Source organism: Chelatococcus daeguensis (genome assembly GCF_001887265.1).
Taxonomy (GTDB): Bacteria; Pseudomonadota; Alphaproteobacteria; order Rhizobiales; family Beijerinckiaceae; genus Chelatococcus_A; species Chelatococcus_A sambhunathii.
The window spans coordinates 215111-237711 of record NZ_CP018096.1 but is presented as its reverse complement, the minus strand read 5'-3'; the positions used below and the strand labels follow the sequence as shown (position 1 = coordinate 237711).

Below are 22601 nucleotides of genomic sequence, written 5' to 3'. Positions count from 1 at the left end.
CAATCGTGAGCGAGGCAGCGAGGCTCGACAGACGCAGCTTCCTCAGGGGGCGGATCGCCCCCCGGCCCGAAGCCGTCCGGCCGCCCTGGTCGCGCGAGGCCACGATCACCGCCGCCTGCACGGCCTGCGGCGCCTGCGCCACGGCCTGCCCGCAACACATCATCACGCCGGACGCCGACGGCCGCCCCGCGATCGCCTTCTCCAGCGAATGCACCTTCTGCGGCGCTTGCGCCGAAGCCTGCCCAGAGCCGGTGTTCGACGTCGCCGCACCGGCCTTTCCCCACGCGGCGGCCATCGGAGCGCAATGTTTCGCGGCGCGCGGCATCATCTGCCAGAGCTGTGGCGACGCCTGCCCGGAAGCGGCGATCCGCTTCCGGCCGCGCCTCGGCGGCCCGGCCCTGCCGGAGATCGCGAGCGACCGCTGCACCGGCTGTGGCGCCTGCATCGCCGCCTGCCCGGCCGCGGCGATCACCACCCACGTTCCGGCGGAGGCGGCCCATGCCTGAGCCCGCCGTGCCCGATCCCGTTACGCGTGAGCCCGACACGACCCTTCATATCTCGAGCGCCGTGGTGCGCACCCTGCCGGACCGCTGCGCCGAGGTGGTGAAGTGCGTAGGCGCCCTTCCCGACACGGAGATCCATCACGTCGCGGACGGCAGGATCGTCGTGGTGATGGAAGGGCCGGACAGCGCCACCCTCGGCGGGCGCCTGGCGACGATCGCCACCTTCGACGGCGTCCTGTCCGCCAATCTCGTGTTCGAGCAGATCACAACCCTTGCAGACCTTGGAGAATCGCCATGACGCTCTCGCGGCGAGACATGTTGAAGGCGCAGGCCGCCAGCGTCGCGGCCATGGCAGCCGGCATCCACACCGCCGCCGCCCAGCCGGTCATGGGCGGCGTCGAGACGCTGGAGATCCAGTGGTCGAAAGCGCCCTGCCGCTTCTGCGGCACGGGCTGCGGCGTCATGGTGGGCGTCAAGGAAGGCAAGGTCATCGCCACCCACGGCGACGTCAAGGCCGAGGTCAACCGCGGCCTCAACTGCATCAAAGGCTACTTTCTTTCCAAGATCATGTACGGCGCCGACCGGCTGACCCAGCCGCTGCTGCGCAAGAAGGGCGGCGTCTACGCCAAGGACGGTGATTTCACGCCCGTGACCTGGGACGAGGCCTTCGACGTCATGGCCGCCAAGGCCAAGGAGGTCCTGAAGGCCAAGGGGCCGGAAGCGGTCGGCATGTTCGGCTCCGGCCAGTGGACGATCTGGGAGGGCTATGCGGCGACCAAGCTGATGCGCGCCGGCTTCCGATCCAACAATCTCGACCCCAACGCCCGCCACTGCATGGCCTCAGCGGCCTATGCCTTCATGCGCACCTTCGGCATGGACGAGCCGATGGGCTGCTACGACGACATCGAAGCCACGGACGCCTTCGTGCTGTGGGGCTCGAACATGGCGGAGATGCACCCGATCCTGTGGACGCGCATCGCCGACCGGCGTCTTGGCCATCCGCATGTGAAGGTGGCCGTCCTCTCCACCTTCACCAACCGCAGCGCCGACCTCGCCGACATTCCCATCGTCTTCAAGCCGGGCACGGACCTCGCCATCCTCAACTACATCGCCAACCACATCATCACGACCGGGCGGGTGAACGAGGATTTCGTCGGCAAGCACACCACCTTCGTCAAGGCCGCCACCGACATCGGCTACGGCCTGCGCGACGACGACCCGCGCGAGGTCGAGGCGCGCAAGGCGAAGGACGTCACGGCGATGGAGCCGACCGACTTCGAGACCTTCAAGCGCTTCGTCGCCGACTACACGCTCGAGAAGGTGTCGGAGCTCTCCGGTGTCGAGCCCGGCTTCCTCCGCGAGCTCGCCGAGCTCTATGCCGACCCCGCCCGCAAGGTCGTCTCGCTGTGGACCATGGGCTTCAACCAGCACGTGCGCGGCGTGTGGGCGAACCAACTCGTCTATAATCTGCACCTGCTGACGGGCAAAATCTCCGAGCCGGGCAACAGCCCCTTCTCGCTGACCGGCCAGCCTTCAGCCTGCGGCACGGCCCGTGAGGTCGGCACCTTCGCGCACCGCCTGCCGGCCGACATGACGGTGGTCAACCCCGAGCACCGCAAGAAGGCCGAGGAGATCTGGCGCATCCCACACGGCATCATCCCGGAGAAACCCGGCTACCACGCCGTGCAGCAGGACAGGATGCTGCACGATGGCAAGCTCAACTTCTACTGGATTCAGGTCAACAACAACCTGCAGGCGGCGCCGAACAGCTCGAACGAGACCTATCCCGGCTATCGCAATCCCGAGAACTTCATCGTCGTCTCCGACGCCTATCCGACGGTGACGGCGCTTGCCGCCGACCTCATCCTGCCCGCGGCCATGTGGGTCGAGAAGGAAGGCGCTTACGGCAACGCCGAGCGGCGCACGCATTTCTGGCACCAGCTCGTCAATGCGCCCGGCGAGGCGCGCTCCGACCTCTGGCAGATGATGGAATTCTCCAGGCGCTTCACGACCGACGAGGTATGGCCGGCGGAGATCCTCGAGCAGAACCCCAATTACAAGGGCCTGACGCTGTTCGACGTGCTGTTCCGCAACGGCAACGTCGACCGGTTCCCTCTCGCCGAGCTCGATCCGAACTACGAGAACGTGGAGGCCAGGCACTTCGGCTTCTACGTGCAGAAGGGCTTGTTCGAGGAATATGCGGAGTTCGGGCGTGGTCACGGGCACGACCTCGCGCCCTTCGACACCTACCATAAGGAGCGCGGCCTGCGCTGGCCGGTGGTCGACGGCAAGGAAACCCTGTGGCGCTACCGCGAGGGCTACGACCCCTATGTCGAGAAGGGCAAGGGTGTCGCCTTCTACGGCAATCCGGACGGGCGCGCGAAGATCGTCGCCGCGCCCTACGAGCCGCCCGCCGAAGTGCCGGACACGGAGTTCGACCTGTGGCTCGTCACCGGCCGCGTCCTGGAGCACTGGCATTCCGGCTCCATGACCATGCGGGTGCCCGAGCTCTACAAGGCCTTCCCTGGCGCGCGCTGCTTCATGCATCCCGACGACGCGCGCCAGCGCGGCCTCAACCAGGGGGCCGAGATCCGGCTGATCTCGCGCCGCGGCGAAATCCGTACGCGCGTCGAGACGCGCGGGCGCAACCGCATGCCGCCCGGCGTGGTCTTCGTGCCCTGGTTCGACGCGAGCCAGCTTATCAACAAGGCGACGCTCGACGCCACCGATCCCATCTCCAAACAGACGGACTTCAAGAAATGTGCGGTCAAGGTCGTTCCCGTCTGAACCCGCCGGCCAGCGCCTTCCGCGCCGGGCTCGCCGCAGCCTGCCTCGTGCTCTTCGCGGGCGCCCTCTCGGCCGCGGGCGAGGCACCGCAGATCGTGCCGCGCCTGACCGGCGAGGCCGCGCCGATGAGCGAGGTGAAGGCCCCGCCGCTGGCGCGTCCGATCGTCGATGACGTCAAGCGCATGCGCAACTATCCCGAGCAACCGCCGGTGATCCCCCATTCCATTGAGGGTTACCAGCTGACGCTGAACACCAACCGCTGCCTGTCCTGCCACAAGCGGGAGTTCACCGAGGGCTCCGGCGCGCCCATGATCAGCATCACGCATTTCATGGACCGGGACGGGCAGGTGCTGTCCGACGTCACGCCGCGGCGCTACTTCTGCACCCAGTGCCACGTGCCGCAGACCGATGCGTCGCCGCTCGTGCCCAATCTTTTCCAGGACGCCAGCAAGCTCGGCGGACAACGATAAGGGGCTGCCATGCAGGGGCTGAGAAACCTCTTCGGACGGCTGTGGCAGGTCTGCTTGCGCTTCTGGCACGTCATCACGCGGCCGAGCGCCTATCTCAGTCTGGGCTTCCTGACGCTTGGCGGCTTCATCTGCGGCGTCATCTTCTGGGGCGGCTTCAACACCGCGCTTGAGATCACCAACACCGAGAAATTCTGCATCTCCTGCCACGAGATGCACGACAATGTCTATCAGGAGCTCACCCAGACGGTGCACTTCTCGAACCGCTCGGGCGTGCGTGCGAGCTGCCCCGACTGCCACGTGCCGCACAACTGGACGGACAAGATCGCCCGCAAGATGCAGGCTTCGAAGGAAGTGTGGGGCAAGATCTTCGGCACCATCAACACGCGCCAGAAGTTTCTCGACGCCCGGCTCGAGCTCGCCAAGCACGAATGGGCGCGCCTCAAGGCGAACGACTCGCTCGAATGCCGCAACTGCCACTCGTCCATCGCCATGGACTTCACGAAGCAGACGCGGCGCGCGGCGGAGATCCACAGCCGCTATCTCGTCACCGGCGAGCGCACCTGCATCGACTGCCACAAGGGCATCGCCCATCTCCTGCCGGACATGACGGGCATCGAACCGGGCTGGACGGTCGACCCCGAGCTCGAAGCCTCCGGCCGCCAGTCCTGGCACGGCGGCAGCGAAGGCCTCGACGCCGTCCGCGCCTATCTCGCCGGTATCGAGGCGCAATAGTCGCTTAGCCGAAGAACAAACGCTCCCTCTCCCGCGTGATGGCCGGGCTCGTCCCGGCCATCCACGCCTCCGACGTTGGACGTCGTTCCAAGGCATGGATGCCCGCGACGAGCGCGGGCATGACGGTGGGGCTTGTTGCGTCTCGCCGCAGCACGGGCGCTCCATGGCACTTCGTCGACGCCAGGAACAGGAACGCGCGGGCGACATTTCCGCCGCTGATCCGGCCCTCGCCACCGTCATGGCCGGGCTTGTCCCGGCCATCCACGCGTCCGACGTTGGACGTCTTTCCAAGGCGTGGATGCCCGCGACAGGCGCGGGCCTGACGGCGCGGCTACGCGAGGACGAGACTCGCGCAGGCTGCCGGCATTCAAAGCCGGAAAGCCGCCAGCCGCTCCGGCAGGCGGGCGATCTCCTCCGCCTCCACATTGGCGAAGGCGACGCGCACATGGGCGTCAGCGCTCTCACCGAAATAGCCGCCTGGCAGCGCGAGCACGCCGCGCTCGGCGGCGAGCCGCTCGGCCACGCTCCGCCCCTTGCGGCCGGGGAAGGGATGGCGCAGATAGGCGAAATAGGCGCCGATCGAGGTGACGCCCCACTCCGGCAGATCGGCGAGCGCAGCACGGAAGGCGGCAAGCCGGCGGTTGATGTCCTCGGCATTGGCGGCGCGCCACCCGGCAAGCGCCGGGATCGCCCAGGCGAGCGCCGCTTGGCCGGTGCGCGGGGCGCAGATCTGCAGGCAGTCGAGCACCTTGGTGATCTCGGCGATGACGGGCGTGCCGGCGATGAGGGCGCCGAGCCGGTGCCCGGGAATGCCGTAGGCCTTCGAGAAGCTGTAGAGCTGGATGACGTTGTCGCGCCACGTCTCCCCCGCCAGCAGATCATGCGGCCGGCCCGCCTCCGGCGGCAGGAAGTCGCGGTAGGTCTCGTCGATGACGAGCCACAGGTTGCGCCGCCGGCACAGCTCGGCAAAGCGCGCGATGACGTCAGGCGGGTAGACGGCACCGGTCGGGTTGTTGGGCGTGACGAGGACGATGGCGCGCAGGCGCTCGTCGACGAGCGCTTCCGCAGCTTCCGGATCCGGGACGAAACCGGCCTCCGGGTCACAGGGCAGCGGCCGCGCCTCGATGCCCAGCATCGCCAGCGTCATCTGGTGGTTGAAGTACCACGGCGTCGGCAGGAGCACAGCCTCCCCGGCCCGCGCGAGTGCGAGCATGGCGACGAAGAAGGCCTGGTTGCAGCCGGCGGTGACGGCGATCTCCTCCGGCACCACCTTGCCGCCGTAGAGCCCGGACACATGCTGTGCATATGTTTCGCGCAGGGATCTGTCGCCCGTGATGGCGCCGTAGCGGGCGGCTTCCGCACTGGCGGCTGCCTCCGCCAGCTTCTTCAACATGTCGGCATGGGGCGGGCGCCCCGGCACGGCCTGCGACAGGTCGATGAACGGGCCGAAGGCGCCGTCATAGGCGGCGCGCCAGGCTTGCGCCTCGGGGATGGGCGGGCTCGCCGTGGCGGCGAGAAGGGGATTGACCGGCATCGGATGTGTCTCGGATGGGAAAGCGGCGCGCGTGACGCCGCGGGTTAGCCTGTCAGGAGGCGCGTTGCAACTCGCGCCGGCCGGTCCGCGCCCGTCGCGGCGTCCGCTCCGGCCGCGCCTCGTCCCGGACGCGCTCGGCAAAGAGCCAGTCGATGAAGGCGCGCACCATCGGCGTGTTGCGCAATTCGCTGCGGGTGACGATGAAGAAGGCGTCGGGCGCTGGCACGGCGAGGTCGAACGGCACGATCAGCCGCCCGTCCGCCAGGAGCCGGCTCACCGTCACCGTGTCGCCGAGCGCCACCCCCAAGCCGTTGATCGCCGCCTCGAGCGCGAGATGGGCGTTCGACATGAAATGCCGGCGGCCATAGGCCAGCGTCGGCGCCTTGGCCGCAGCGAGCCAGCTGTTCCATTCGCGCCCGTCGTCGCCGTGCAGGAGAACGTGGCTGGCGAGATCCGCCACCTCGCGCAGCGGCCGGCTGTTGGCGAGCGTTGGGCTGCAGACGGGAAAGAGCGAGATGTCCGTCCAGGGCTCGACGACGCGGTCCGGCCAATGGCCGTCGCCGTAGACGAGGGCGAGATCCACCCGGTCGGAATAGATCTCGCGCGGATCGTTCGAGGCGATGAGCTTGAGGCGCACGCCGGGGTACCGCTCGGTGAAGCTGCCGAGACGCGGCACCAGCCAGAATGACGCCACCGCCTGGACGCAGCTCACCACCAGCTCGCCCTCGGTCGTCGGTCGCGTGAGCAGGGCGATCGCCTCGGCGATGGAATCGAAGGCGCCCGCGACGACGGGCAGCAGCGCCGCCCCGTGCGGCGACAGCGCGAGCCGTCCGCCCCGCCGCTCGAACAGCTGCACCTTGAGCGCCGTCTCCAGCGCCCTGATCTGATGGCTCACCGCCCCGTGCGTCACGTGCAGCTCGGCCGCCGCGCGCGAGACGGACAGGTGACGCGCCGTCACCTCGAAGGCGCGCAGGGGATTGAGGGGCGGCAGGCGTTTGGACACGGCGCCATCGTCCGGACTGTAAAAATTCCTCACAGATTAGCCTCTAATAATCTCGCTTGCCAGCAGCCGGGCGAGACTGCAGCATTATCGGATCAAGAGGCTCGCATGTGCCGAGTGCATGTAAATTAATATATATTTATGAAAATGCCAAAAAACAAGCATTCATGAACGATACCATGGCTCATTTGCGGCATTGTAATTAGAAAATGCGCGATCCGTAACTTGCGGCGCGCAGAGTGAATGCAATACCAACACGGTGATCGGACGCCTTCCATGACGATTGATGAGAAAGATCTTCAGCGGTTGCGGGAGAAATACGGTGCCGGACATGGTGGCTCCGTCTTCGATCCGCGCTTCCGCAAGGTGGCCGAGCGGATCTTCAGCGCCAAGGGCACACGCGCCCTGCCCTATGGCGGCGTGCCGACCTTCCTGTCGGCGCCATACCGCCCGGTCGGCCCCGAGGAGACGACCTTCGGCGACCTTCAGGTGGCGCTCGTCGGCGTGCCCATGGACCTCGGCGTCACCAACCGCTCCGGCTCGCGCTTCGGCCCGCGGGCACTGCGCACCATCGAGCGCATCGGCCCCTACAACCATGTGCTCGACTGCATGCCCGTCGGCGAACTCACCGCCGCCGACGTCGGCGACGTGCCTTTCCGCAGCCGCTACGATCTCGAGGGCTGCCATGCCGACATCGAGTCCCATTTCCGCCGCTTCCTCGAACAGGGCGTGGCGACGCTCGCGGTGGGCGGCGACCATTCGATCACCCATCCCATTCTGCGCGCGGTCGGCCGCGAGGCACCGGTCGGCCTCATCCACATCGATGCCCATTGCGACACGGGCGGCGCCTTCGACGGCACCAAGTTCCACCACGGCGGCCCGTTCCGCAACGCCGTGCTCGACGGAGTGCTCGACCCGACGCGCACCATCCAGATCGGCATCCGCGGAGCGGCCGAATATCTGTGGGAATTCTCCACCGATTCCGGCATGACGGTGATCCACGCCGAGGAATTCGCCGCGATGGGTCCAGAGGCGGTCATCGCCCGGGCACGCGAGGTCGTCGGCGACGGCCCGACCTATCTCTCTTTCGACATCGACAGCCTCGATCCGGCCTTCGCGCCGGGCACCGGCACACCCGAGGTCGGCGGACTGTCGACGCGCGAGGCACAGCAACTCCTGCGCGGCCTCAAGGGGCTCAACATCGTCGCCGGCGATGTGGTGGAAGTGGCGCCGCAATACGATGCAACCGCCAATACGGCCCATGCCGGCGCACAGATGCTGTTCGAGATCCTCAGCCTGATGGTCTTCAGCCCGTCGGTCGGTGGAAGGAAGGATTGAAAACCGCGTGCCGCCGGCGCTAAACGGCGGCAAGATGCATCAAACGGCGACTCAACGCCGGGATATCGAGGGGATTGTCATGACGAGACCAAATAACGGCGTCAGTCGCCGCACGATCCTTGCCGGCGGGGCCGCGGGCCTTGCCGCGCTTGGCATGCCGACCATCCTGCGCGCCGCCGACAAGACGCTGAAGGTCGGCGTCTACGGGGGCTTCTTCAAGGATTCGTTCGACAAGCACATCTTCCCGGAGTTCACCAAGGCGACAGGCATCGCGGTCGAGAGCATCGCCGAGCCCACGGGCGAGGCCTGGCTGGTGCAGCTGTCGCAGGCCGCTCGGGCGGGCGTCGCTCCCGCCGATGTGTCGATGATGTCGCAGACCGCGCTGCTCAAGGGCGCAGCCGGCGAGCTGTGGGCGCCGCTTGATCTGGCCAAGATGAAGAACACGGCCAGTCTCGTCGAGCGCTTCGTCAACAAGTACCCGGACGGCCGCGTCGCCGGGATCGGCGCCGTCTCCTGGTACATCACGCTCGTCACCAATACGAAGGTCTTTCCCGAGGCGCCCACGTCCTGGGCGGCCCTGTGGGATCCGGCCAACAAGGACAAGCTCGGCCTGCTCGCCCTCGTCTCCAACTCCTTCCTCCTCGAGGTGACGGCCGCCACATTCTTCGGCGGCACCCAGGCGCTCGACGATGAGGCCGGCCAGCTCAAGGCCTTCGAGAAGCTGGCTGAGGTCAAGCCCAACGTGAAGCTGTGGTATCGCGACGAGGCGCAGTTCGAGCAGGCGCTGAAATCGGGCGAGATCCCGATGGGCCAGTACTATCACGACGTCACCGGCCTTGCCGCTGCCGACGGGCACCCGGTGCGCTCCACCTTCCCGAAGGAGGGCGGCATCCTGGATTCCGGCTCCTGGGCGGTCTCGCGCGCCTCCAAGGCCCTCGACGAGGCGCATGTCTTCATCGACTACATGTGCCAGCCGCAAATCCAGGCACTGATGTCGCGCAAAGTCGGTACCTCGCCCACGGTGCGCCGCGATCTTCTCGACCTGACAGATGCCGAATTCGCGGCCGTTTCCTCCGACATTCCGCCGATCGTGCCGCGCTACGACCTCTATCTGTCGCGGGCCGACTGGCTGAACCAGAAATGGACGGAGATGATCGTCGGCTGAGAGGGGGCAATCGGCGGTAGGCAGTCGCCAGGTCTTTGCGCTACCGACTGCCCATTGCCGACTGCCGCAAAGGGATTCCCATGACCGGCCTCGTGCTCGACAACATCACGAAGCGCTTCGGCTCCGTCGCGGCCGTCGACCGGGTGAACCTCTCCGTGCCCGACGGTAGCTTCGTCTGCCTGCTCGGCCCCTCGGGCTGCGGCAAGACCACGCTCCTGCGCATGATCGCGGGCCTCGAGGAGCCGAGCGAGGGGCGCATCCTCGTTGGCGGCGCGGACGTGACGCGGACGCCCGCCCACCAGCGCGATTTCGGCATGGTCTTCCAGTCGCTGGCGCTGTTTCCCCACCTCTCCGTCGGCGAGAACATCGCCTACCCCCTGCGCATCCGCAATGTGGCGAAAGCTGAGCAGGCGCGGCGCGTCGAGGAACTGCTTGCGCTCGTGCGCCTGCCCGGCTTCGGCGAACGGCCGGTATCGAAGCTCTCCGGCGGCCAGCGCCAGCGCGTCGCCATCGCCCGGGCACTGGCGCTTCAGCCGCGGCTCTTCCTGCTCGACGAGCCGCTGTCGGCGCTCGACGCCAAGCTGCGCGAAGCCATGCAGGTGGAGCTCAGACAGCTGCAGCAGCGCCTCGGCATCACCACCGTCGTCGTCACCCACGACCAGCGCGAGGCCATGACCATGGCCGACCTCGTCGTCGTGATGAACGAGGGACGCATCCGCCAGAGCGCGCCACCCGTCGACATCTACCGCCGCCCGGCGGACACCTTCGTCGCCGACTTCATCGGCATCACCAATCTCATCAAGGCGCGGCGCGGCGCAGGCGACACGGTGCTCGTGCCGGGCGGGACGCTTGTCGGCATCGCCCTGCCGACGGAGGAGGCGACGATCTCCGTGCGGCCGGAGGACGTGCGCCTCGTGCCGCCGCATGCGGCGGCGATCACCGGCCGGGTCGACTTCGTGCGCGACCTCGGCGCCAGCATCGAGATCTATGTCGAGGCCGACGGCCAGAGGATCGTCGCCGTGGCGAGCCCGCGCGAGCGGCCGGACCTCCGACCCGGTGCGCCGGTGGGCCTCGCGCTCCCCGCCGACGCCTGCGTGGTGCTCGGCGCATGACGGCGGCACGGCCCCAACGGCTGCAGGACTACGCGCCGCTCGTCTTTCCGGCGCTGATGCTCACCGTCTTCTTCGTGGTGCCCTTCGGCATCATGGTGGCGATCAGCTTCTTCCGCCGCGTGCAGGGCGCCTTCTACGAGCCGGACTTCGTCTTCGACAATTACGCGCGGTTCCTGTCCGCCTTCTTCGGCCAGGTGCTCGGCTTCTCGCTGGTGCTGGCGACCCTCGTTGCCCTGGTCGCCGTCACCATTGCCTTCCCCTTCACGTTCCTGCTCGCGCGGCTGCCGCGGCGCTGGCAGGTGGTGTGGCTCGTGGCGCTGCTCTCCATCGTCTCGCTGTCCGAGGTCATCGTGGGCTTCGCCTGGTCGACGCTGTTCTCGCGCACGGCCGGCGTCACCAATATCCTCGTCGCGCTCGGCCTCATGAGCGAACCCATGTCTCTGTCGCCCAGCTTCGGGGCGCTGCTCACCGGCCTCAGCTACCACGCCTTTCCCTATACGGTGCTCGTGCTCTATCCGGCGCTCGCCCGGCTTGACCCAACGCTGATGGAGGCGGCGCGCACCCTGGGCGCCTCCCCTCCCCGCGCCTTCGTCACGGTCGTCGTGCCGGCCCTGCGCAACACCATCCTCGCCACCATGATCATGGTGTTCGTCTTCGCGCTCGGCTCCTATCTCCTGCCGCAGCTCCTCGGGCGGCCGAGCAACTGGACGCTGTCCGTGCTCATCACCGACCAGGCGATCTACCAGTCCAACCTGCCCTTCGCGGCGGCGATGGCCGTGTTCCTCGTCCTTGTAAGCCTCGCGCTCGTCGGGCTCTCGCTGCTCGTCGGACGCAAGGAGGCCGCCCAATGAGCCGCCTCTTCACGCGCCTGTTCATGGTGCTCGTCGCCCTGGTACTGGCGGCGCCGATCGTCGTCGTCGCGGGCGTCTCCTTCAATGCGCAGAGGACGCTCACCTTTCCGCCGGTCGGCTTCTCGTTCGCCTGGTTCGGCGAGGTCTTCACCGATGCCGGCTGGCGCGGCGCGCTGCTCACCAGCCTCGCCATCGCGGCCGGCGCGGCGGCCCTCGCCGTCGCCATCGCCTTCCCGCTCGCCTGGTTCCTGTGGCGCTGGCATGCCCCCTGGGCGCGTGTGTTCCAGGCGCTGGGCACGGCGCCCTTCATCCTGCCGCCGGTGATCACCGCCCTCGGCTTCCTGAGCTTCTGGGCGACCGCCGGCTTCTACGGCGCACCCTGGACGGTAGTGATCAGCCACGCGATCTTCCTCGTCACGCTGCCGCTCGTCACCATCACCCTCGGCTTTTCTTCCGTCGACCGCAGCCTGACGGAAGCCGCCGCCACCATGGGCGCTGACGATCGCACCGTGCTGAGAACGGTCGTGCTGCCGCTCGTCACGCCCTATCTCGTCTCGGGCTATGCCTTCGCCTTCGTGCTCTCGCTCAACGAATACATCATCGCCTACATGGTCGCAGGCTTCACCGTGGAGACACTGCCGATCAAGATCTTCAACGCCCTGCGCTACGGCTACACGCCCACCATGGCAGCGGTAACGGTGTTCTTCGTCGCGGCAGCCGCGCTCATCTTCAGCCTCGTCGCCCGCTTCGGCGACCTGCCGCGCCTCCTCGGCGCCTGGTCGTCGAAGGAGAGTTGAGCCGATGCCCGCCTCTTCGTCACGCGTCTGAGTGGGGCTCTTCGTCGCCATCGTCGGCGGCGTGCTCATCCTCCTCCCCGCCCGGCATGGTCCAGCCATCGGCAAGGAGCTTCTCCTTGTCGAGCAGCCCGGCCTCCTCCAGCTGCTCGATGTCGGGCAGATCGCGCAGGCTGGTGAACCCGAAGCGGGCGAGGAAGGTCGGGGTCGTCACATAGGTGTAGGGCGCTCCCGGCTGGGGACTGCGCGGCCCGGCGGCGACCAGACCTGCGGCACGCAGACGCGCGACGAGGTCGCGCCCGACCTCCCGCCCGAAGAAGGTGGACAGCGCGCCGCGCGTGATCGGCTGAAAATAGGCGATGGCGGCGAGCGTCAGCATTTCCGACGACGACAGCACCTCCCCCCGCTCGCCTTGGCCGCGCACGGCACGCACCGCCGCGCCATAGGCCCGGCGCGTACGCATCTGCCAGCCGCCGGCGACAGCGACCACCTCATAGGGACGACCGGCAAGCTCGGCGCGGATATCGTCGATGACGAGATCGACATCGCAGCCACGGCCGACGATGCGGGCGAGCGCCTCACGCGGCACCGGCTCGGCCGCGGCGAAGAGCACCGCCTCGACGCGCCCCATCCATTCCCGCCAGCGCAGTTCGGCCGGCAGATCGGCAAGCTCCCGGTCGAGCGCATCCTCGCTTCTGGGGCGCGTCGCCACGGCTACAGCCCGTAGAGGCGGAAGCTCGGCCGCCCGGTGAGCTCCCGCACGGCCCCGAGGGCGACGAGCCGCTCGAACAGGCGCCTTCCTGCCCGGTCGCTCGTCCCTTGCCGGACGCTGGCCGCCGCCGTCGCATCCTCGCGCAGCAACAGCGCGACCGCCCCCGCCGCGGCCCTGGAGCGCAGCCGTGGCGCAGTTGCCACCAGCCTTTCGGCGCGCCTTGCAAGATCGCCATAGAGCTCGAGCGCCTCGAGCGCCCCGCGCTGATAGGCGAGGCAGCACACCCGCAGCCACGCTTCCGCACCATCGGGCCTTGACGCAAGGCGCAGGTCGGCGCGGCGAACCTGCGGCGCGATCAGCGGTACCGCGGAGAGCCAGCCGAGCTGCCGGGCAAGCACGACATCGGCCAGCCACAGGGCCACGCAGTCGAGCTCCGGCCTCGCCTGCATAACAATGGTAGCGGCGCGGGCGGCGGCCGCGACGGGGAAGCCGCGCCTGTTCGACGCCGCATCGGCCACAAGCGTGAGAACCCGTTCGAGCGCCTCGGGCTCGGCCGCATGGCCCACCTCGCGCAGCGCGCCCGGCCATGCCTGAAAGCGCAAGGCTCCCGGCAAAGCAAGACGCCGCCAGAACCCGAGGATGCGGCCGCCCGGACCGGGGTCGTCACCGGCCCGGCGCAGATACCAGCTGTCGCGCAAGGTCGCCTCGTCCTCGCGTCGGCCGAGGAACCCAACATGGGCGACGGCCGCGCGCAGCGCGCAGCGCTGCCGCCACAGGACGCCGAGTTCGTGCTCCGCTGTCGCTACCGTATTGAGCAGCGCCAGGGCAGCGCCGGCCCGGAAGGCCGCCTCGGCCTCGCCCTCTCCGTCGGTACGGCCGCGCAGCCAGACAGGCGGCGGCGCCATCGGCCGGGGAACGAATCGTGCATTCTCCATGGGCGAAGGCTAACCCGGCGCGGCGCTTTTTCCTATCCCTGACCCGTGTAAGCGCCGCCCTTGTCGAACGCCACTCATGTCCGATAATGTTACCTTATCGGACGTAAGCAGGCGAGACCGGACCATGCCAACCGACAACACCTCGCTTGTTGAAAATGCCGCTCATCCGAACCCCGGAAGCGTGCAGGCCCGCGCGCAGGCGAGAGCCCCGGGCGCATCGCCCGGCCCGGAGTGCGCGCCCCCCCTCTCCTCCTCTACCAGGCGCGGCGAGCCGACCGGCAAGCCTCACACCGCCAACACGCGCCTTGCCTATGCCAAGGACTGGAAGCACTTTTCCGCTTGGTGCCGCCGCAGCGGACGCGCGGCCCCGGCCCCGGATCCGCAAACCATCGCACTCTACATAGAGGCCTGTGCGATCGGCGACGCGAGCAGCCGCCCCCTTTCCCGTGCCACGATCGAGCGCCGCCTCTGCGCGATTGCCTGGAATGCGGCACAGCGTGGCCAGACCTTCGACCGCTCCTCCCCCGCGATCGCCAGGGCGCTTGCGAATCTCCGCAGACAGCCCGATCTGGCGCGTCGCCGCGAGGCCGCTGACGCAGCCGATATCCTCGCCATGCTGGGCACCTTGCCGCACGACCTGCGCGGCCTGCGCGACCGTGCCATCCTCCTTCTCGGTTTCGCAGCCGGCCTGCGTCGCTCGCAGATCGTCGGGCTCGACATCGGCCGCGCTGCCGCCAGCAGCCGCGGCGCCGTCGAGATCGACGGGGAAGGACTGCGGCTGAGACTGCGCGAAGCCGACGGTTGGCTGGAGGCGACTGTCGGTCGCGGATCCGGCGAGAGCACCTGCCCGGTGGCCGCAGTAGAGCGGTGGATCAGATTCGCCCGCCTTGGCGACGGCCCCCTGTTCCGCCGCATCGGCCGCGACGGCCGCACGGTCGCGGACGCGCGGCTCGCAGACAAGCACGTGGCCCGTCTCGTCCGGCGAGCCGCCCTCGCCGCCGGCCTTGACGCCGATCGCACACGCGAGGGCAGCGCGCCAATCTTCGGCGCCGACGCCCTGCGCGCCGGCCGGACCTTCGCGACCGTTGCCGGCGCGCGCCGCACACGCCTCCCCGGCAGCGAAGGCGCCGACCGCCGAGGCCACTTCCTTGTCAATTTCACGAAAGCGCTCGGCCTCTAAGCCCTGCGACCCGTGCACCTACAGGCCAGCCAGCGAAGCCGGGTCCAGTCTCCGATGTCCCTGCAGACGCTGTGGCCGCGCAGGACAGGTCCTTGACCACAACATGTCGTCGCAAAGGCAATAGCGGTCGCCTTCCCAGCCGCCAACTGGCGTCCTGTTGTCAGTTGACAACAGAACGCCATCTCCAGTCCGAGCCGCCACAAGCGGCAGATCATGACCGAACTACCGAACCCAACGGCGCCGGTAGGACTCATCAACCCTCCATCGGGCCGCCGATCGCCGCCCCTCGTCGCGCCGCTCCCAGGCTCGGGGTCGCATCGGCCTTCGGCAGCGCACCCACCCAGCCCGAGGCCCCGGAGCGCACCTCCCCCCGCCCGGCTGCCCAGCCAATGATAACGATCACCGCGTGCGGACGATCGGGCGCCGGCCTCGCGCCGCATTGCTGCCTGAACGCAGACGGCGCGACACCTTGCGTGCAAGGAACAACCGCGCGGGCGGAAGCAACACCGCTCCGCCGTTGTCAGGTGACAACATCCCGTCGCCGCAGCATGCCCGCAATCCGCACCTCGACCTTACGCTGGGACTTTTACTTTACGCTGCTCGTCAACACAGAAATCTCGCCGACAGCATCGCCATCGTCGTCGAGATGACGAAAGGGGCCATTAAGATTTCGTTAACCCTAATCTTCTTGCCGCCCGGGGCAGAATCGTGTCTCCTGCGCCAGACGGCATATGAGCGTTAGACGCCATAATTCCGTCTGAGAGCGATAGGATATGCAGACGATCGTCGAAAACCAGACCAGAATCGAGTCGGCCTCGGCCAGGATAGCGCGCCACGCAGGCGTCCTTTCGGCCCAGTTGCGCAGCCTCGGCGCGACCCTCTTCCCGCCCATGGCTCAAAAGACGTTGCGGTCTTTCACATCGGGGGAAGTTGCACGCATCATCGGCGTTTCCGACGGCTATCTGCGTCAGCTCTCGCTGGATGGCCTCGGGCCGATGCCGACCATCCTCACCGGCGGGCGGCGATCCTACAGCCTGGCGCAGATCAACGAATTGAGGCGCTATCTTGCCGCCTCCCGACCCCGCGACGCGCTCAACTTCCTCCCGACGCGCCGGCCCGGCGACAAGCTGCAGATCATCGCCGTGGCCAATTTCAAGGGTGGATCAGCCAAGACGACCACATCGCTCTACCTCTCGCAATATCTGGCCCTGCGCGGCTTTCGCGTGCTCGCCATCGATCTCGACCCGCAGGCATCGCTGTCAGCGATGTTCGGCTATCAGCCGGAGTTCGACATCGCCGAAAACCAGACGCTTTATGGCGCCATCCGCTATGACGAGCACCGGCGGCCGATGCGGGAGATCATCCACGCGACCTATTTCGACGGCGTTTCCATTGTGCCGGGCAATCTCGAGCTCATGGAGTTCGAGCACCACACCCCGCGCGCGATGCGCGACCCGAGCGCCCGCGGCCAGAACCTCTTCTTCCGCCGCGTCGCGACCGCGATCAGCGAGGTCGAGGATGATTACGACATCGTCGTCATCGATTGCCCGCCCCAGCTCGGCTATCTCACGCTCGGCGCGCTCAATGCGGCGACGTCGATGGTCGTGACCGTCCATCCGCAGATGGTCGACGTCGCCTCGATGAACCAGTTCCTGCTCATGACCTCCGACCTCATGTCGGTCGTGGAGGAATATGGCGGCCGGCTCGATCACGACTTCATCCGCTATGTCGTCACCCGACACGATCCCAACGATGTGCCGGAGACGCAGATCGTCGCGCTCCTGCGCAGCCTTTTCGGCGAGGACGTGCTGAAGGCAACCGCCTGGAAGTCCACCGCCATTGCCAATGCCGGGCTCACCAAGCAGTCGCTTTACGAGCTGGAGCGCGGCTCCGTCGGTCGGGCGGCCTATGACCGGGCGCTCGAATCCGTCGATGCCGTCAATGCCGAAATCGTCCAGCTCATCAACGCAGTGTGGGGCCGATGACGAAACGATCCGATACCCTGAAGGCTCTTTTCGGCGCGCCGCAGGCACAGGCGTTGTCAGCTGACAACCATGCTGCGCCGTTGCCGCGCGTGGCCGCCGGCTCAATCCGCTCGATAAAAGAATCTTTTTCCGGCATCGAGCGCGAGAATGAAGTGCTGCGCGAAACGATCGCCGCCGGCGCCAGCGTGGTCGAGATCGATCCCGCGCTCATCGAGCCGTCGCCCTACAGCGATCGTTTCATCGACGACGGCGGGCCCGAGTTCGAGCAGCTCAAGGCCTCCATGCGGGTCAACGGGCAGGAAGTGCCGGTGCTGCTGCGCCGGCATCCCGCGCAGGAAGGTCGTTACCAGACGGCCTTCGGTCATCGCCGCATCCGGGCTGCGCGTGAACTCGGCCTCAACGTGCGAGCGGTCGTCCGGGCGCTGTCGGATACCGACCTTGTCATCGCTCAGGGCATCGAGAACTCGGCCCGTCAGGACCTGTCGTTCATCGAACGCGCGGTCTTTGCGCTACGCCTCGAGAGAGCTGGGCACGAGCGCTCGGTGATCCAGGAGGCGCTCACGGTCGATCGGGCAGAGGTCTCCAAGCTGATTGCGGTCGCGAGCGAGATCCCCGAGGACATCGTGACCGCCATCGGCCGCGCGCCGAAGATCGGGCGGCCACGTTGGCAGGCCCTCGCCGCCCGGCTTTCCGAGCCCGGAGCGCTTGGCCGCACGCGCCGCCTCATCAAGAGCGCGACCTTCGGTCAGTCGGATTCCGACAGCCGCTTCCTGCAGGTCCTCGCCAGCGCAGCGCAAACGGACGAGGGGAGGGCCAGTCGGCCGGCAAAGCAAGCCGTCGTTACAGCCAATGGAGCCAAGATCGCGGACGCGGAGCACAAGGGCCGTGCGCTGAAGCTCACCTTCGCCCAGCCGCTCGACGAAGGTTTTGCCGCCTTCGTGCTCGATCAGATTCCGGCGCTGTTCGACCGTTACGCAGCGCAGGAAAAGGGACGGCGCTGAGGCCCGTCCTCCGTCACGAACCGTAGCAACACGAGGAGCAAGCACCGCAAAAGAAAAGGCCCCCGAAACGTCTCCGCTCCGGAAGCCCTTCCTCATGTGTGTAGCGACCGTGAGAATCGCACTTCCGCGAATCGCAGTCAAGCGTCGGCGTCGTTTCGGCGAGCAAAAATCTTTTGCCTGCGAGGAGCAGGAATGATGAGCGACGCCTATTTCACGACGCCCTTCGGGCGGCGGTCGGTGACGTTTGGCCAATTGGCCAGGCAGACTGCTGCCCGAGCGGTGGCCCCCGAAGGTCAGGTCCAGAAATGGCAGGTCTTCCGCAACATCACGGAAGGCAAGGCGCGGCTCGGCGTGAGCGACCGCTCACTCGCCGTCCTCAACGCCCTCCTGTCTTTCCATCCCGAAACGCTGCTGTCCGCCGGCAACGAGCTCGTGGTCTTTCCCTCGAACCGCGAACTATCCTTGCGCGCCCACGGCATGGCGCCCGCAACGCTGAGACGGCACCTCGCCGCACTCGTCGAAGCGGGGCTCGTCATCCGCCGGGACAGTCCCAACGGCAAGCGTTATGCCCGCAAGGGCCCGGGAGGCGTCATTGAGACCGCCTACGGATTCGACCTGACGCCCCTCGTCAGCCGTGCCGGCGAGTTCGAACGCGTTGCCGACGAGGTCAGAGCCCACCGCAAAGCCATCATGCTGCTGCGCGAACGCATCACGCTTCTGCGCCGCGACATCCGCAAGCTCATCCAGTTTGCCGAGCAGGAAGCACTGCCAGGACCCTGGACCGATCTCACCGCCCAACTCGCCAGCCTGTCCGGCCATCTGCCTTCGACCACACCCAAGACCATTCTCGAAACGACCGTCGACGCGCTTCAACACCTTTGCACGGACGTGCATAAGACGTTGGAAAAAAACATCATTTTCCAAAAACTGAGCGCCGATGAATCCCAATCTGAGCGCCACCTACAGAATCAACCCTCAGAGAATCGAGATTCTGAAGATGAGCGCATTGCCGCAACGACGTCGGAAACGCCTCCATCTCTTCATCGACATGAAGGTCGTCAGGACGACGTGCGCCTCGACGACGTTCTTTCTGCCTGCCCGGCAATCACCGACTACAGCCGCACCCCGATCACCAGCTGGAACGAACTGCTGAAGGCCGCAGATCTCGTCCGCACCTTCCTCGGCGTCGGCCGAGAAGCGTGGCATGACACCTGTGGGTTGCTCGGGCCAAGAACCGCAGCAGCCGTGATTGCTGCCATCCTGGAGCGCCACCAACAGATCCGCAGTCCTCGTGCCTACCTGCATACGCTGACCGCTCGCGCCAGGAGCGGAACCTTCTCGGTCGGTCCAATGCTGCTGGCCCTGAGGCGCGCCAAGCTCGCCACGGAACCATCGACAACCGATGCTTTTGCGACGCGAGAAGAAGCTGCCGGAAAGGCCATCGGCCCTCTTCGTCCGCACCCCTCTGACACGCTCCCATCTCCCCGCTTGCACCCGCCCATCCGTCTCGGACAACTCGGCTACCCCGATCCGGAAAACGTTAAGCGCTATCGGAGACACGGCCCTCTCGTCCGAATCGGACCTCGAACATGAGATGTCCGAAAGATCTTCAGCCTTGCGGGCACGCCTCAACAAGAATGCCCCTTCGTTCCACCCCGATCCGTCACCGCGACGCATCCAGGCGACGGGCATCCACCGGAGCGCGAGCCTTGGCGTCGTTGTCGAAATAAACATAGACAACGCATCCTCCACCCCGGTGCCTGGCGCGATCCGCGATGCCTTCCATTCCGCTACCCACTGACCCAGGCCCGGATCCACGTCGCCCATCGCTCGAGCGCGGCATCGTCCCGTCCGGCATCCGTCGGCTCTCCGTGCCCGCGGTCGACTATGACGACGGCACCTGGAACCCTCCTTCCGCGCCTCCATCGTCATCCTGGAGGAGGGGAGAGTAGAGGTCAGTAATGTCGACGGCACCGCCGCAGCCGCTCCGGACGTGGCCACCATGCCCGACTGAGCGCGCAGCCGCTTGACTCGGGCGGGCATTGGCGCCACGTTTCCAAAACGTTTTGGAACTGCCGATGCATGCACGCGCCCATAGGACCTGGACAAAGCGATTGCGCCTCAAGGAACTTGCGGCGCATCTCGACCTGTCGATCACGACGGTGTCGCGGGCGCTCGCTGGCTATTCGGACGTGAGCGAGGAGACGCGGCGGCGCGTGCGCGAGGCGGCGGACGCCTTCGGCTATGTACCGAATCAGATGGGCCGGATGCTCGTCTCCGGCCGCAGCAACTTCGTGGGCATGCTGCTGCCGATTCACCCGCACGAGCTTGTCGATCCCTATCTCGCCGACTTTCTCGCAGGACTCGCCGGCGGCCTCACGCAGCGCGGGCGGGACCTCTTCCTCGCGACCGTGCCCACGGGGCAGGACGACCTTGCCGTGCTGCAACGCGTCGTCGAGAGCCGGCGGGCCGATGCGGTCGTGCTCTATCGCCTGACTTGCGAGGATCCGCGCGTCGCCTTCCTCATCGAGCGCGGCGTGCCCTTCGTCGCGCACGGGCGCACGCTTGCCGGCACTGACGCCTATTCCTGGCTCGACACCGACGGCGAGGGCGCCTTCCACGACCTCGGCCGCAAGCTCGTCGCCCTCGGCCACCGCCACTTCGCCATGCTCGCGCCGACGAAGGACTTCACCTATGCCTTCCTGCGTCGGCGCGGCTTCGAGCGGGCGCTCGCCGAGGCGGGCCTGCCGCCGCCGGACGTGCTGACGGTGCCACTCGGAGACGCGGCTGCGATGGCACGGGCGGCGGCACAGCTCATCAACCGCGATCCGCGGCCCACCGCCGTCATCGGCCTCAAGGACCAGCTCGCGCTCGCCGTCCTCGACGAGGCGCGGCGCGAGGGCATCGCCGTGCCGCAGGCGCTCACGGTGGTCGGCTTCGACGACACGCCGGTGGCAGCCTACGCCGACCCACCGCTGACGACCTTCAGCCAGAACATCGCCGAGGGCGCAGCGATGATCGCCGCCATGGTGATCGAGCGTCTCGAGAAGGGCGAGGCCGGCATTGCCGGACATCTCGTCGAGCCACGCTTCGTGCCGCGCGCGAGCCACGGACCCGCGCCGGCCGGAGCGACATGAACGCGGCCGGTGCCGCAGCGGTGGGAGTGTAAAGACCGACAACAAGGCGCTCCGCCAAACCGAAGGGGAGGACGTGACATGATGCGCAGGAAACAGGGAACGATGATCGCGCTCGCCGCGCTGACGCTGGCGTTCAGCGTTGCCGGGCGGGCCGAGGCGCAGGGGCTCCTGTTCTGGTCCACCCAGGCCAAGCCCGTCGAAGAGACGCAGAAGATGCGCACTGAGGTGCTCGGCGGCTTCGGTAAGCCGGTCGACTATTACGGCAACGATGCCGGTCCCTTCTTCACCCGCATCCAGGCGGAGCTCAAAGCCGGCAAGGGCACCATCGCGCTGCTCGGCGGCCTGCACGGCGAGCTCGCGTCGCTGTCGTCCGACTTCGTCGACCTGAAGGACGTGCTCTCGGCCACGGGGGACGCCAAGATCAACCCGACGCTCGTCTCGCTCGGCACCTATGGCACGGCCGAGCAGAAATACCTGCCCTGGATGCAGGCGAGCTACGTCATGGCCGCCAACAAGGAGGCGCTGCAATATCTGCCTGCGGGCGCCGATGTGCAGAAGCTCACCTATGACGAACTCATCGCTTGGGGCAAGGCGATGCGCGAGGCGACGGGATCGCCGAAGATCGGCCTGCCTGCCGGCCCCAAGGGCCTGCTGCACCGCTTCTTTCAGGGCTATCTCTATCCCTCCTACACCGGTTCGGTCGTGACGAAGTTCCGCTCGCCCGAAGCCGAGGCAATGTGGAACGCCTTCAAGATGCTGTGGGAGGAGATCAACCCCGCCTCGACCAACTACGGTTTCATGCAGGAACCGCTGCTCACCGGTGAGGTCTGGGTGGCCTGGGAGCACACGGCGCGCCTGCAGGACGCGCTCAACCAGAAGCCGGATCAATTCGTCACCTTCCCGGCGCCGGCCGGTCCCGCCGGGCGCGGCTTCATGCCGGTCGTCGCCGGCATCGCCATCCCCAAGACCTCGCCGAATGTCGAGGAGGCCAAGGCGCTCGCCGCCTACATGCTGAAGCCCGAGACGCAGATCGCGACGCTGCGGGCGACGAGCTTCTTCCCGGTCGTCGAGGTCACGCTGCCGGACGACATGCCCGCCGCGGTGAAGATGTCGGGTGCGACGGTGGCCGCCCAGTCGGCAGCACCGGATGCCAAGCCGAGCCTGCTGCCCGTCGGCATCGGCGGTCTCGACGGCAAGTTCAACAAGGTGTTCATCGACACGTTCCAGCGCGTCGTGCTGCGCGGCCAGGACGTGCGCCAGGTGCTCGACGAGCAGGCAGCGACGCTCAAGGACATCATGACCGAAAGCAAGGCCCCGTGCTGGGCACCGGACAAGGCAAGCGAAGGGCCCTGCCCGGTGGAATGA

The 22601-nt window shown here is 67.4% G+C and carries 20 protein-coding genes; 16 read left to right on the top strand and 4 right to left on the bottom strand.

The window, feature by feature from the left end:
• Positions 1–5 precede the first annotated feature (5 nt).
• Genes napF through BOQ54_RS17990 form a run of 5 tightly spaced genes read left to right on the top strand, consistent with a single transcriptional unit; the run spans position 6 to position 4492 of the window.
• Positions 6–506, top strand: a complete 501-nt coding sequence (napF, locus tag BOQ54_RS18010) for a ferredoxin-type protein NapF (protein WP_071924656.1) — start codon at positions 6–8, stop codon at positions 504–506.
• Entirely contained in the window at positions 499–801 is a 303-nt protein-coding gene (locus tag BOQ54_RS18005) for a chaperone NapD (RefSeq protein WP_055458695.1), read from the top strand. Before napF ends, BOQ54_RS18005 begins: the two co-directional genes overlap by 8 nt.
• Complete coding sequence (gene napA, locus BOQ54_RS18000; RefSeq protein WP_055458696.1) at positions 798–3290, top strand: periplasmic nitrate reductase subunit alpha; 2493 nt, start codon at positions 798–800, stop codon at positions 3288–3290. Before BOQ54_RS18005 ends, napA begins: the two co-directional genes overlap by 4 nt.
• On the top strand, positions 3263–3760 hold the full coding sequence (locus BOQ54_RS17995; protein WP_055458697.1) for a nitrate reductase cytochrome c-type subunit: 498 nt from the start codon (positions 3263–3265) through the stop codon (positions 3758–3760). Before napA ends, BOQ54_RS17995 begins: the two co-directional genes overlap by 28 nt.
• A gap of 9 nt (positions 3761–3769) precedes the next feature.
• The gene (locus tag BOQ54_RS17990; RefSeq protein WP_063188881.1) at positions 3770–4492 is read left to right on the top strand and encodes a cytochrome c3 family protein; all 723 of its coding nucleotides are present in this window, start codon (positions 3770–3772) and stop codon (positions 4490–4492) included.
• Between the two features lie 367 nt (positions 4493–4859).
• On the opposite strand, the gene BOQ54_RS17980 is transcribed toward BOQ54_RS17990, so the two are convergent.
• The gene (locus BOQ54_RS17980) at positions 4860–6026 is read right to left on the bottom strand and encodes an aminotransferase (protein ID WP_071924655.1); all 1167 of its coding nucleotides are present in this window, start codon (positions 6024–6026) and stop codon (positions 4860–4862) included.
• Between the two features lie 52 nt (positions 6027–6078).
• Positions 6079–7029 carry a transcriptional regulator GcvA gene (gene gcvA / locus BOQ54_RS17975; RefSeq protein WP_071924654.1) on the bottom strand — a complete coding sequence of 317 codons (951 nt, stop codon included), beginning with the start codon at positions 7027–7029 and terminating at the stop codon, positions 6079–6081.
• Between the two features lie 273 nt (positions 7030–7302).
• Here gcvA and speB point away from each other — a divergent pair, with 273 nt between their 5' ends.
• The 5 genes from speB (at position 7303) to BOQ54_RS17950 (ending at position 12289) form a co-directional block, all read left to right on the top strand.
• On the top strand, positions 7303–8364 hold the full coding sequence (gene speB / locus BOQ54_RS17970) for an agmatinase (RefSeq protein ID WP_063188887.1): 1062 nt from the start codon (positions 7303–7305) through the stop codon (positions 8362–8364).
• Positions 8365–8443: 79 nt separating this feature from the next.
• Positions 8444–9529: an ABC transporter substrate-binding protein gene (locus BOQ54_RS17965; RefSeq protein ID WP_055458703.1), complete on the top strand. Its 1086-nt coding sequence runs from the start codon at positions 8444–8446 to the stop codon at positions 9527–9529.
• 80 nt (positions 9530–9609) lie between these two features.
• A complete protein-coding gene (locus BOQ54_RS17960) occupies positions 9610–10641 on the top strand; it encodes an ABC transporter ATP-binding protein (protein ID WP_063188889.1) in 1032 nt (343 codons plus the stop codon).
• Entirely contained in the window at positions 10638–11492 is an 855-nt protein-coding gene (locus BOQ54_RS17955) for an ABC transporter permease (RefSeq protein WP_071924653.1), read from the top strand. The genes BOQ54_RS17960 and BOQ54_RS17955 overlap by 4 nt, the downstream gene beginning before the upstream one ends.
• A complete protein-coding gene (locus BOQ54_RS17950; protein WP_071924652.1) occupies positions 11489–12289 on the top strand; it encodes an ABC transporter permease in 801 nt (266 codons plus the stop codon). The genes BOQ54_RS17955 and BOQ54_RS17950 overlap by 4 nt, the downstream gene beginning before the upstream one ends.
• A gap of 19 nt (positions 12290–12308) precedes the next feature.
• Here the strand turns inward: BOQ54_RS17950 and scpB are convergent, their stop codons facing one another.
• Positions 12309–12998, bottom strand: a complete 690-nt coding sequence (gene scpB / locus BOQ54_RS17945; protein WP_063188890.1) for an SMC-Scp complex subunit ScpB — start codon at positions 12996–12998, stop codon at positions 12309–12311.
• A gap of 2 nt (positions 12999–13000) precedes the next feature.
• A complete protein-coding gene (locus tag BOQ54_RS17940; protein ID WP_071924651.1) occupies positions 13001–13933 on the bottom strand; it encodes a DUF1403 family protein in 933 nt (310 codons plus the stop codon).
• 124 nt (positions 13934–14057) lie between these two features.
• On the opposite strand from BOQ54_RS17940, the gene BOQ54_RS17935 reads away from it, so the two are divergent.
• The 6 genes from BOQ54_RS17935 (at position 14058) to BOQ54_RS17910 (ending at position 22601) form a co-directional block, all read left to right on the top strand.
• Entirely contained in the window at positions 14058–15113 is a 1056-nt protein-coding gene (locus tag BOQ54_RS17935; protein WP_083586062.1) for a hypothetical protein, read from the top strand.
• A 773-nt stretch (positions 15114–15886) separates the two neighbouring features.
• Positions 15887–17098 carry a plasmid partitioning protein RepA gene (gene repA / locus BOQ54_RS17930; RefSeq protein WP_055458710.1) on the top strand — a complete coding sequence of 404 codons (1212 nt, stop codon included), beginning with the start codon at positions 15887–15889 and terminating at the stop codon, positions 17096–17098.
• The gene (repB, locus tag BOQ54_RS17925) at positions 17095–18099 is read left to right on the top strand and encodes a plasmid partitioning protein RepB (protein ID WP_071924649.1); all 1005 of its coding nucleotides are present in this window, start codon (positions 17095–17097) and stop codon (positions 18097–18099) included. The genes repA and repB overlap by 4 nt, the downstream gene beginning before the upstream one ends.
• Before the next feature lie 195 nt (positions 18100–18294).
• A complete protein-coding gene (gene repC, locus BOQ54_RS17920) occupies positions 18295–19692 on the top strand; it encodes a plasmid replication protein RepC (RefSeq protein ID WP_082464770.1) in 1398 nt (465 codons plus the stop codon).
• Between the two features lie 521 nt (positions 19693–20213).
• Entirely contained in the window at positions 20214–21236 is a 1023-nt protein-coding gene (locus tag BOQ54_RS17915; RefSeq protein ID WP_186438083.1) for a LacI family DNA-binding transcriptional regulator, read from the top strand.
• A gap of 78 nt (positions 21237–21314) precedes the next feature.
• Positions 21315–22601: an ABC transporter substrate-binding protein gene (locus BOQ54_RS17910; protein ID WP_071924646.1), complete on the top strand. Its 1287-nt coding sequence runs from the start codon at positions 21315–21317 to the stop codon at positions 22599–22601.